The sequence below is a fragment of the Roseimicrobium sp. ORNL1 genome, assembly GCF_011044495.1.
Taxonomy (GTDB): Bacteria; Verrucomicrobiota; Verrucomicrobiia; order Verrucomicrobiales; family Verrucomicrobiaceae; genus Roseimicrobium.
Map to the genome: position 1 here is coordinate 774,916 of NZ_CP049143.1, position 10,423 is coordinate 785,338.

Sequence of the window (10,423 nt, forward strand, 5' to 3'; positions counted from 1 at the left end):
CACGCTCCCAGCGACGTTGCCGCAGGAACATGTCACGCTTTCTCCTCATCGCAGCCCTCCATCTTGCCGCTTCTGCCGCGTTCCTCAGCGCCGCGGAGACCGCCCGGCCGAACATCGTGCTCATCTACGCAGACGACCTGGGGTATGGGGACATCAGCTGCCAGGGAGCCACGCGCGTGAGCACGCCGAATATCGACCGCCTGGCCAAGGAAGGTCTGCGCTTCACGGATGGCCATTCCTCCTCTGCGACCTGCACTCCCTCGCGCTTCTCCATGCTCACGGGGGAGTATGCCTTCCGGCAGAAGGGCACTGGCGTGCTGCCCGGAGATGCGGGTCTCATCATCAAGCCGGGCCGCACCACGCTGCCCTCCATGCTGCAGAAGGCGGGCTACAAGACTGCGGTGGTGGGCAAGTGGCACCTCGGGCTGGGCGAGGGGAATGTGGACTGGAACACGGATGTAAAGCCCGGGCCGATGGAGGTGGGCTTTGATTCCAGCTACATCATGGCCGCCACCGGAGACCGCGTCCCGTGCGTCTATGTGAAGGATCACAAGGTGGTGGGCCTGGACCCGAACGACCCCATCAAGGTCAGCTACAAGGAGCCGTTCCCCGGTGAGCCCACGGGCAAGGCGAATCCCGACATGCTCAAGCTGCATCCCAGCCACGGTCATGACATGGCGCTCATCAATGGCATCAGCCGCATCGGCTACATGACCGGAGGCAAGTCCGCGCGCTGGGTAGATGAAGACTTCGCCGATGTCATCACGCGTGAGGCGGTGTCCTTCATCGAAGCGAACAAGAACAATGCCCAGCCCTTCTTCCTTTTCTTCGCCACGCATGACATCCACGTGCCTCGTGTGCCGAATTCGCGTTTCGTGGGGAAGACGCCCATGGGTCCGCGTGGCGATGCCATTGCGCAGCTCGACTGGTCCGTGGGCGAGGTTCTCGACGCGCTGGAGCGACTGAAGCTCGCGGAGAATACGCTCATCATCTTCAGCAGCGACAATGGCCCCGTGGTGGATGACGGCTACAAGGATGGCGCCGTGGAAAAGCTCGGCGACCACAAGCCCGCTGGCGAATATCGTGGTGGAAAGTATTCCCGCTTCGAAGGTGCCACCCGCGTGCCATTCATCGTGCGCTGGCCTGCGAAGGTGAAGCCCGGCACCTCCGATGCACTCGTGTGCCAGGTAGACTTGTCTGCAAGCTTTGCCGCATTGACCGGGCAGACCCTTGCCAAGGGCGATGCACCGGACAGCCTCAATGTTCTCCCCGCGTTGCTGGGCGAGAGCAAGGAAGGCCGCAATCACCTTGTGGAGCATGCCGCCGGACTCTCGCTGCGAAAGGGGCCGTGGAAACTCATCACACCCGCGAATGGCCCCAAGGTGAGCAAGTTTACCAATACCGAAACCGGCGCCGATCCTCAGATGCAGCTTTTCGATCTCACCAAGGACCCCGGTGAAAAGACCAATGTCGCGTCTTCGCATCCCGAGATGGTGGCGGAGATGAAGGCACTGCTCGACAAGGTCGCGACCGAGGGCACTCCGCACTGATACTGGAGGCTTGGCAATGGGGTGGGGTTTTGCTAAGCTCCAATATTATGAACGCTAAAAAAAGGCATGCGTGGTGGCTGGCCTTGTTCTTCGGCTGCGTCACTGTCGCGGCACAGGAGCCTCTCTCGACGCCGCTGGCCAGCCTCCCGGCAGATATCCCTGTGCAGAAGGGGAGCGTGAGCCTCCATGCCCACGTTGGGAGCCCGGATGACGAGGCAATTGCCCTGTATCTGATCAATGACACAAATCAGGATGCCGACTTTCCGCTGACTGATAACGACACCCTGCTGAAACGTGAGGCTTTGGTGCCACCCAAAGACTGGCGCCGCACGGAACCCTTCACCCGCACGGATGTGGACTGCATCACGCCGCCGCCAGCGAGTGGTAATCGCATCAAATACTTGCCAGCGAAACACTTTGTGGTGTGGTGGGTAATCTTCAATGACCCCGGAGACTTCCCCAAGCACAAGGTCCGCTACCGGTTTGTGAATGACAGATGGGGAAAACTGAAGTCTAACGAGGTGGAAGCCCGCATCGACCCCTTCTGGTTCGAATGGTGCGCCAGGGATGCGTTGGCCATCATGACTGCGCCCACGGATGTGCTTTGCGACGTGGCGTTGAATGGCATGCCAAAACTGCCGGGTCACATCAGGAAGCGCATCAAGAAGGATGAGTTCTCGCTCTACGGCGGCTGGCCTGAGAATGCTCAACGGAGCGCCTGTGGTGAACTGGCCAGCCGTTCCTGGGAGTCCAGTGCTCCCACCTTGTGGAAAATCGCGCAAACGCATCCCACAGAATCCCGGGTGCGGGAGACCGCCATCCATGCTCTGAGCGCGGAAGGGAATCTCCTGCACACCGCAGAATGGCTCACCGATCCCGCCCGGGGTGCGAGCAAGGGCATGCAGCAAAGCCTGCTGGAAGCCATGAATCGCCCAGCCAGTTTCAAGCAGCAAAAGTGGCCGGAGAGCTTTCGTTCTTTTCTTGAAAGCAGACTCTCTGACCCGAATCACATGCCCACCGCCGCGGAGGTCACTCTCTACGCGGTTGGTTCGCCGATGAAGAAGAGTGTTCAACGTCTGCAGGAGATTTTCAATGCCGACCAGAATCCTGAGCGTCGCAAAGTGTTTGCCATGGTGCTGAAATCCGAGCCGGTGCTCTCGGGATTGAAATGAAGCGTCGTTAAAATGCTAGATGCTCGCAGGAAGCGGCGAGGTAGTCACTGCAAGCTGCCGGTAGATGGAGCGGTGGAACGCGTATTGATGGCATGCTCATTTCCCGGCATCACTTCCTCTCGCTACTCGCGCTGCTGTCTCTGCCTGCCATCGCCACGTCCTTGTATGCGCAGGATCCCGGTCCACCGCCATCATCCATCGCGAAGTTCTTCCAGCCGCCGGCGGAGTTCGCAGGGAAGCTCAGCCCGCACCGTTCACCCTTGCTCTTCAAGGATGGACGTGAGGTGAAGACACCAGAGGACTGGGCGAAGCGACGTGCGGAGATTCGTGAGACATGGGAGTCGGTCATTGGCAAATGGCCGGCGGTGATTGAGCATCCAAAGCTGGAAAAGCTGGAGACGAAGCAGCGGGAGAACTTCATGCAGCATCGCATCCGCCTCGAAATCGGACCGGGGCAAACGGGCATGGGTTATCTCCTCGTACCTGAGGGCAAGGGGCCGTTCCCCGCGGTGTTCGTGCCTTATTATGACCCGGAGACGAGTGCCGGCCTCACGGATAAACCGTTGCGTGACTTTGCTTATCAGCTCACCAAGCGCGGCTTCGTGAGTCTGTGCATTGGATCACCCGGTGGCGATGCGCGCAAGCCGGTGCTCGGTGATGGCGTGGCCTGCCAGCCGTTGCATTACCTCGGCTACATCTGTGCGAATGCATGGCAGGCCCTCGCGGATTTGCCTGAGGTGGACAGCAAGCGCATTGGCGTGGTGGGCCATTCGTATGGCGGGAAGTGGTCCATGTTCGGCTCGTGCTTCTGGGACAAGTATGCCTGCGCCGTGTGGTCGGACGGCGGCGTGGTCTTTGATGAAGCGCGTCCCAGTGTGAACTATTGGGAGCCGTGGTACCTCGGCTTGGATGCGAAGCTCACGCGCAAACCGGGTCTCATCACGAAGGAAAGCCCCCGTACTGGTGCGTACACGAAGCTGGTCGAGCAGGGGATGGACTTGCAGGAACTGCATGCTTTGATGGCTCCGCGCCCGTTCCTTGTGTCCGGTGGTTCGGAAGACTTTCCTGCGCGCTGGATGGCGCTCAATCATGCTGTGGCGGTGAACAAACTGCTCGGTTATGAGAACCGTGTGGCCATGACCAATCGGCCAGACCACAGCCCGAATGAGGAATCGAACGCGCAGGTCTATGCGTTCTTTGAGTGGTGGTTGAAGCCGGGTGGGAAGTAGAAGGTTTCTCCTGAAGCCTTTCAGGGGCGAAACACCTCCCGAAATCAATCGTGCTGAAATAACCTATACAGCTCGACGAAGCGCTTTGCAGCTTGGAGTGCGGTGGCAAGCTTCAAGCGCGACACCGCTTTGAGCGGAGGATTGTGGTGTCTCAATAGCTGGCCGTCACTCCAACACTCTTGGATCATCAAGGGAGCCTGGGGTATTTGTGGCTTCCGTCGATCGAGGGAACTTTGTCGCTTCGGTCAAAGCGGTGTCGTGGCCTCAAGGGAGGCCACTGCCACCGCACTCCACGACGCAAAGCGCAGATCGGGAGCCGGTATGGATGACGACGCTTCCTGGGAGGTCGATTGTGATAGGGCAAGGCTTCTGGAAAAGCCTTCTACCTTCCAACTCAGTTCGACGTCGGCTCCACCTTCACTTCGGCGACGGCGGGAATGCCTGCACCAGCGCCAGTGCCCTTGTCAGGCGCAGGCGTCTTGGCGGCATGCGCAGATTCCTTGCGTGCCTTCCACCATTCGAACACGATCGGCAGGAGGGACACGAAGATGATCAGGATGATGGTCGCTTCGAAGTTCTTTTTGATGACCGGGATATTGCCCAGGAAGTAGCCTGCCAATGTGAGGCTTACCACCCACACGATCGCGCCCATGATGTTGTAGTAGGCGAAGGAGGTGTAGCGCATGCGGCCGATACCGGCCACGAAGGGGGCGAAGGTGCGGACGATGGGAACGAAGCGGGCGAGCACAATGGCCTTGCCACCATGCTTCTCATAGAAGGCCTGCGCCTTCAGGAGGTAGTCCTTGCGAAGGAAGCGACCGCCCTCGCGATTGAAGACAGCAGGACCCAGCCGCCGACCAATGGAATAGTTCACGGCGTCTCCCAAGATGCCTGCCACACACATGAGCGGAATCACGAACCAGAGGTTCAATTCATTGCCAATCGCTTCATTCGCAGCCACGGCGCCCACGGCGAAGAGAAGGGAGTCGCCCGGCAGGAAGGGGGTCACGACCAGGCCGGTCTCACAGAAAATGATGAGGAACAGCAGGCCATAGATCCACACGCCATGCTGACGGATGAAGTCCGGCAGGCTCTCATCGAGATGCATCACGAAGTGGAGGAAGTCCTTAAGCATTTCCATAGGCGGGGCGGACTCTACACCCGGAGTCAGGGGGGGAAACTGAAAATTGCGTCGCTCAAACCCGCTGTTCAAAGGCGGTCAGGGCGGGTTCAAACTCCTCGTGACGGTCCGGGTGGTACTGGTGGCATTGGAACCCAAGACGCCTGCCGGTTGCGATGTTGTCCGGCAGGTCATCGATGTACAGCGTCCGCTCAGGCTCCAGGCCGAAGACGTTGATGGCCTCATGAAAGATGGGCTCGTGCGGCTTCATGCAGCGGGCCTCATGGGAGTAGATGCCTCCTGCAAAAAGCCCGAACACATCAAACTTCTCGAAGAGCCAAGCCTTGTGCAGGCCGCTGGTGTTGGAGAAGAGGTACAGCGGCATTTGGCCGGAGAGCTGTTTCACCCGCGCAATCATCGGATCATTCGCGGTGAAGATGTCCCCCCAGATCTGCACGAAGTCCTCGCGTGTCCCGCGGAAGCCGATGCGCTCCACGCTCTGCGCGATGAAGTCATCATCCGCGATGCGCCCGCTCTCCAGGTCATCCTTGAAGGGGGCCAGCAGGGACAGCACTTCCTGGGCGGTGGCTTTGCTCAGCGTGGCAAACTTCTGGGCGGCAGGCGAGAAGTCGAAGCGCACCAGCACATTTCCAATGTCAAACAGCAGGGCCCGGGACATGTGGTCCTTAGAATTCAGGCAGGCTGGGAATTGTCCAGCACCACTTGCGCGATGCGCATGGCGGCATCCGGCATGCTGTGGGCCAGCATGTTGGCCTTCATGCGGCGGGCCTCGGCACGGTTGTGCTCCAGCATCTTCGCGGCTTCCCGGCCTGTTTCCTCGGCGGACCGGGTGGTCACGCCGCACCCATGGCTGGTGAGCAGTTCGGCATTTCCCTCCTCCTGACCGGGCACCACGTAGTCGATGATGGCCGGGCACGTGGCGGCGAGTGACTCGTGGAGGATCGCGCCGCCCGCCTTGCAGATCACGAAGTCGTGCGTCTGCAGCAGCTTGGGAATCTGATTTGTCCAGCCCAGCACTTCAATGTCCGCCCCCGGCAGGGAGTCGGTGAAGTTGCGCACCACATGATGCAGGCGGGAGGCGTGCTTGCCCACGGGCAGGGTCAGTCGCACCCCGGCGCTCACCAGCGGGCGCAGGGACTCCAGCGTTTTGGCCACGTGGCTGACTCCCGTGGAGGGCAGGTAGAGCATGCGTCCGTGCTTGGAGATGCTCTCCTCCGGCTTTGGAGGTGTCATGAAATCCAGGCTCACCGGGAATCCGGTCACGTGCACCCGCTCGGGCTCTGCGCCCAGCTTCAGCGCGCTGTCCCGGGAGGCATCATCTGCCACGCAGTAGCCTTCACTCGGGGCAATCAACCACAGCGGATGAATGCTGATGGAGTCCGTGATGACCGTGTAGACCGGCGGCACGCGGTGCCCCATGGTGCGGAGCTGGCCCAGCAACTTCGAGTAGATGGGATAGGTGCAGACGATGGCGCGAGGCTGGTGCTTCCTCAGCAGTTCCCCGATGGCATTGCGAAGACCGGCGGTGACGTCCGGCTTGCTGTCGAACTTGAGTCCTCCGCTGTTCCGGTAGAACCACGCCCATGCCTTCGGGACACGCGTGATCATCATCTGGTAGTTCTGCTTCATCAGCGGCGCGAAGACCGGATGCGCCTCATCAAAGACGTCCACCACCAGATGTTCCTCTTGTGGGGAAAGACGTTCCAGCGCGTGGCGCACATTGCGCGCCGCCGTGTTGTGCCCGTCGCCGAAGCCTGCCGTGAGTAGAAGTATCACCGTGAGAAAAGGGAAATAGCCGTGTCGCAAAAGAGTGCGAAGGAAAAATGACAAATTAGACACACCCCCAGTTTTGTATACTGCTCATAAAGAAAGGCGCATCCCGGGGAGCTGGAGAAAGTTGCTCGACTGTGGATTGGAAAAGGCTTGTCAGCGGGTGGCGTTTTAGTTTAGGCGTGATTTGCCGGGAGGCGACTGCTCTCGCTATCATTCCACCCCTATGAAAATCACGGTCGGTATCATCATTGCCCTGTCCCTTGGGGGGATGTTCTGGGTGCTCCGGCCAAAGCAGAGCGTGTTGCCCTCCCCGCCTGCAGCGGCAGCCAGCTCCGCTTCGAAGCCTTCTCCCGTGGATGCGGGCTGGGCAGTCGACCCCTCCCTCTTCCCGACCACGGACACGTTGGTGCTGGATCCGGCGATTGGCCCGTCCCTGGCTGATCCGCTCCCACCGGCGGACCTAGTCATCATCGGTGGTCCTTCCGTGCTCCCAGCGGCCAAGCCGGCTCAGACGCAGCTGGAGGAGTTTGCGGATCCCGTGAAGTTCGTGGAAGACAGGACCAAAGGAGGCATTGGTGTCCTGTTGTTCGACATCGGAGGTAAGGCGAAAGTAGGTGGGATCGCAGTAGGTTCTTCTGCGGAGACTTCGGGAATTCAGGTGGGAGATATCATCCTGTCTGTGGAAGGGCACCCCGTCAGCGGACTTTCCATCAAGGACATCTCCGCCCGCGTCCGTGGACTTGTCGGCACGAAGGTGACTCTGGAGGTCGAAAAGTCAGACAAGAGCGTGGTGAGTTATACCTTGGCGCGCATCGCCCGGCGGGACCTTCAGGCTGCCCCCACCAAAGTGCGATGAATGCGTGTGTGAATCGGTTTTGGCTTGTGTCTTCCCGGCCAGAACCTTGAATCAGGCATGGTCATCGGCATCACGGGAGCATCGGGATTCATTGGCAAGGCACTGGCCCTCGCGGCGAAGGAACGAGGGCACCGCATCGTGGCCTATTCCCGCAAGAAAAACGGGAACGTGCCCCATGCCGATGAGACCCGCCCCATCCAGCCCACGGGGGACAAACCGGCGCTGGATCCCTCTGGTCTGGATGCACTCGTGCACCTCGCCGGGGAGACCGTGTATGGCTACTGGACTGCGGCGAAGAAGCAGCGCATCCGCGACAGCCGCGTGGACCTCACCCGCCGCGTGGTGGATGCGATCCAGAATTGCAAGGAGGATGGTCCCAAGACCCTCCTCTGCGCCAGCGGCACGGGGGCGTATGGCGATCGTGGCGATGAAATCCTCACGGAATCCTCGAAACGTGGCTGGGGATTTCTCGCCGATGTTTGCGCGGAGTGGGAACGTGAAGCGGGCCGCGCGGCCACCTTCGGCGTGCGGGTCGTGTACCTGCGCACCGGCATGGTCGTAGGCCAAGGCGGGGGAGCGTGGCCGCTCCTGCGTCGTGTTTTCAGCCTGCGCTTGGGCTCCCGCATCGGGGATGGGCGGCAGTGGGTGCCCTGGATCCACATCGATGACGAGGTCGGCCTTATTCTCGATGCCATTGAAAATCTTGGCTACAACGGACCCATCAATCTCACCGCACCCAATCCGGTGACGAATGCGGAAATGACCCGCACCATCGCCAATCTGCTGAACACCTCCACCTTCATCCCCGTGCCGGGCTTTGCCCTGAAGCTGGTCCTGGGTGAGTTGGGCAGCATCGCGCTCGAGAGCGCCCGGGCGAAGCCGGAAGTAGCGCTGAGAAACGGCTACGAGTTCAAATACACCGACCTGGAGCACGCCCTTGCCATGTGCGTGTGAGGTGAGCGGTGGGTTCAAGGTTGCCCCAAGCATCATTCTCGTGTTCGATGAGGTTGCAACTCGCCGCCTGACCCAGCCGTCAGCCGATTTCGCTTCCCTCCTCCCTGCATGTCCGCCGCTCAGACCACCATTGGCCTCGTCTACGATTTTGATCAGACACTCAGTCCCGGCTACATGACGGATGACGTCGTGTTCCCGCACTACGGCATCAGCGTGGAGCAATTCTGGAAGCGCAGTCAGTCGCTTGTGGATGACCAGGGGTATGACAATGAGCTGGCCTATCTGAAGACCATGCTGGATCTGCTCACGCCGGACCCGCCCACCAATGCCGAGCTGCGCGCGCTTGGACCGAAGCTGCGCCTTTATCCCGGCCTGCCGGACATGTTCACCGAGCTGGAGTCCCTGCTGGGGCCCGATCATCGTGCGTTGGGCGTGCGGCTTGAGCACTACATCATCAGCTCCGGACTCCGCGAGCTGCTGGAGGGCAGCGTGCTCCGCCCGCATGTGAAGGCCGTGTTCGGTTGCGAATTCGCGGAGGATCGCGAAGGACGCATCAGCTTCCCGAAACGCGTCATCGGACACACCACCAAGACGCAGTTCCTCTTCCGCATCAACAAGGGCATGCTGGAGCCGCATGAGGATGTGAATGATCACATGCCCTCAGACATGCGGCCCATTCCCTTCCAGCACATGGTCTATCTCGGGGACGGTCCCACGGATGTGCCCTGCTTCACCCTCATGCGCCGCTACGGTGGCAATGCCATCGCCGTGTACAGCCCGGATGACGCCACCCGCAAGAGCTTCCGCAAGTGCTGGCAGCTCAGCGCGCACGCGGATCGCGTGAAGCACATCGCCCCCGCGGATTATAGGAAGGGCAGCCACCTCCGCCTCATGCTGGAGGAAATGATTTCCGAAATCGCCGATGGCATCGTGCGCCGGAAACGCGCTGAAGTGGACAACTCCATGGTGAGTGCGCCGGGGTTTTAGGGAGGGCGCAATGAAAATTTTTCGCGTCGACGCCGACTACGACTTCTGGAGCTTGTTGGTGGAGCCGAAGGATCCATTTTGGACAATTCCAAATGCGTTCCAGTTGCAAAGCATGCGAGCAACATGGACGTCTCCGAACTTTTATCCGCGTGATCCGGTCCGCACCGCGCGTGGAGATTTTTTCAACGTAACGCTCGGCGCCTTGGGTTATTCGAAGGATGTTGCGAAGAGCGCTTTGGGTGAAATCATCGGCTACAGTGGGGAAGTGTTGCCCGCAAAGCTGGATGAGACTGGTGAAGATATCTATGTCTTCAATCCCATGGTCTGCTACAATTGCCTGGACCGGAGCGCCACAGAGGCTAGATGGACCCCCGACGGAAAGCTCGCCATTACTGTGAAAAGATACGGCTTCCATGTCGACCGGATCGGCGACTGGAATCTGTTCAAGATACCTGAGACTCACAGAGTCGCCATTTATGCTCTTGCAGGGAGAGATGAACCAGAAGACGAGTTTTATGCCCAATACCTCGCTCTAGGTTTCAAGGGGTTGAAGTTTGAAGAGGTTTGGAGCAACGAATGAAAGGTGAGTGACTGTCTCCTGTGTATGACGGGATTGCACAGCGCGAGCGAACCTGAAGTTCCAGGGAAACCTCACCTTCAATTTCGGTCTGGCTGCGCTCTTCATGCGCCGCCGCCGTCCGTGCAAGCGCTGCTGAACTCAGGCAAAGCGGGGCCGTGCTAGGGCGCAAGCGAGCTCAGTG

General features: G+C 60.0%; 10 protein-coding genes. 7 read left to right on the plus strand and 3 right to left on the minus strand.

What is annotated here, in order from left to right; translation table 11 throughout:
* Positions 1-29 precede the first annotated feature (29 nt).
* The 3 genes from G5S37_RS03140 to G5S37_RS03150 all read left to right on the plus strand — a co-directional run bounded on the left by G5S37_RS03140 (position 30) and on the right by G5S37_RS03150 (position 3,951).
* Positions 30-1,550 (plus strand): arylsulfatase, encoded by a 1,521-nt coding sequence (locus tag G5S37_RS03140; protein ID WP_165200753.1) that lies wholly within the window; start codon positions 30-32, stop codon positions 1,548-1,550.
* A 47-nt stretch (positions 1,551-1,597) separates the two neighbouring features.
* On the plus strand, positions 1,598-2,722 hold the full coding sequence (locus G5S37_RS03145) for a hypothetical protein (RefSeq protein ID WP_165200755.1): 1,125 nt from the start codon (positions 1,598-1,600) through the stop codon (positions 2,720-2,722).
* A gap of 92 nt (positions 2,723-2,814) precedes the next feature.
* Positions 2,815-3,951: a sialidase gene (locus tag G5S37_RS03150; RefSeq protein ID WP_165200757.1), complete on the plus strand. Its 1,137-nt coding sequence runs from the start codon at positions 2,815-2,817 to the stop codon at positions 3,949-3,951.
* Between the two features lie 394 nt (positions 3,952-4,345).
* Here the strand turns inward: G5S37_RS03150 and G5S37_RS03155 are convergent, their stop codons facing one another.
* From G5S37_RS03155 to G5S37_RS03165, 3 genes are read right to left on the minus strand one after another with little or no spacing between them, the layout of a single operon-like run.
* Entirely contained in the window at positions 4,346-5,092 is a 747-nt protein-coding gene (locus G5S37_RS03155) for a DedA family protein (protein WP_165200759.1), read from the minus strand.
* A 55-nt stretch (positions 5,093-5,147) separates the two neighbouring features.
* Positions 5,148-5,750: an HAD family phosphatase gene (locus G5S37_RS03160; protein ID WP_165200761.1), complete on the minus strand. Its 603-nt coding sequence runs from the start codon at positions 5,748-5,750 to the stop codon at positions 5,148-5,150.
* A gap of 14 nt (positions 5,751-5,764) precedes the next feature.
* Positions 5,765-6,868 carry a glycosyltransferase gene (locus tag G5S37_RS03165; protein ID WP_165200763.1) on the minus strand — a complete coding sequence of 368 codons (1,104 nt, stop codon included), beginning with the start codon at positions 6,866-6,868 and terminating at the stop codon, positions 5,765-5,767.
* 220 nt (positions 6,869-7,088) lie between these two features.
* On the opposite strand from G5S37_RS03165, the gene G5S37_RS03170 reads away from it, so the two are divergent.
* The 4 genes from G5S37_RS03170 (at position 7,089) to G5S37_RS03185 (ending at position 10,242) form a co-directional block, all read left to right on the plus strand.
* The gene (locus G5S37_RS03170) at positions 7,089-7,721 is read left to right on the plus strand and encodes a PDZ domain-containing protein (protein ID WP_165200765.1); all 633 of its coding nucleotides are present in this window, start codon (positions 7,089-7,091) and stop codon (positions 7,719-7,721) included.
* A 57-nt stretch (positions 7,722-7,778) separates the two neighbouring features.
* Positions 7,779-8,675, plus strand: a complete 897-nt coding sequence (locus G5S37_RS03175; protein WP_165200767.1) for a TIGR01777 family oxidoreductase — start codon at positions 7,779-7,781, stop codon at positions 8,673-8,675.
* 108 nt (positions 8,676-8,783) lie between these two features.
* Entirely contained in the window at positions 8,784-9,662 is an 879-nt protein-coding gene (locus tag G5S37_RS03180) for an HAD family hydrolase (protein WP_165200769.1), read from the plus strand.
* 10 nt (positions 9,663-9,672) lie between these two features.
* Positions 9,673-10,242, plus strand: a complete 570-nt coding sequence (locus G5S37_RS03185) for a hypothetical protein (RefSeq protein WP_165200771.1) — start codon at positions 9,673-9,675, stop codon at positions 10,240-10,242.
* Positions 10,243-10,423 lie beyond the last annotated feature (181 nt).

Excerpts from the sequence above, each read along its gene's own strand:
- G5S37_RS03140 (WP_165200753.1), top strand. The coding sequence starts at position 30 with ATGTCACGCTTTCTCCTCATCGCAGCCCTCCATCTTGCCGCTTCTGCC.
- G5S37_RS03145 (WP_165200755.1), top strand. The coding sequence starts at position 1,598 with ATGAACGCTAAAAAAAGGCATGCGTGGTGGCTGGCCTTGTTCTTCGGC.
- G5S37_RS03150 (WP_165200757.1), top strand. The coding sequence starts at position 2,815 with ATGCTCATTTCCCGGCATCACTTCCTCTCGCTACTCGCGCTGCTGTCT.
- G5S37_RS03155 (WP_165200759.1), bottom strand. The coding sequence starts at position 5,092 with ATGGAAATGCTTAAGGACTTCCTCCACTTCGTGATGCATCTCGATGAG.
- G5S37_RS03160 (WP_165200761.1), bottom strand. The coding sequence starts at position 5,750 with ATGTCCCGGGCCCTGCTGTTTGACATTGGAAATGTGCTGGTGCGCTTC.
- G5S37_RS03170 (WP_165200765.1), top strand. The coding sequence starts at position 7,089 with ATGAAAATCACGGTCGGTATCATCATTGCCCTGTCCCTTGGGGGGATG.
- G5S37_RS03175 (WP_165200767.1), top strand. The coding sequence starts at position 7,779 with ATGGTCATCGGCATCACGGGAGCATCGGGATTCATTGGCAAGGCACTG.
- G5S37_RS03180 (WP_165200769.1), top strand. The coding sequence starts at position 8,784 with ATGTCCGCCGCTCAGACCACCATTGGCCTCGTCTACGATTTTGATCAG.
- G5S37_RS03185 (WP_165200771.1), top strand. The coding sequence starts at position 9,673 with ATGAAAATTTTTCGCGTCGACGCCGACTACGACTTCTGGAGCTTGTTG.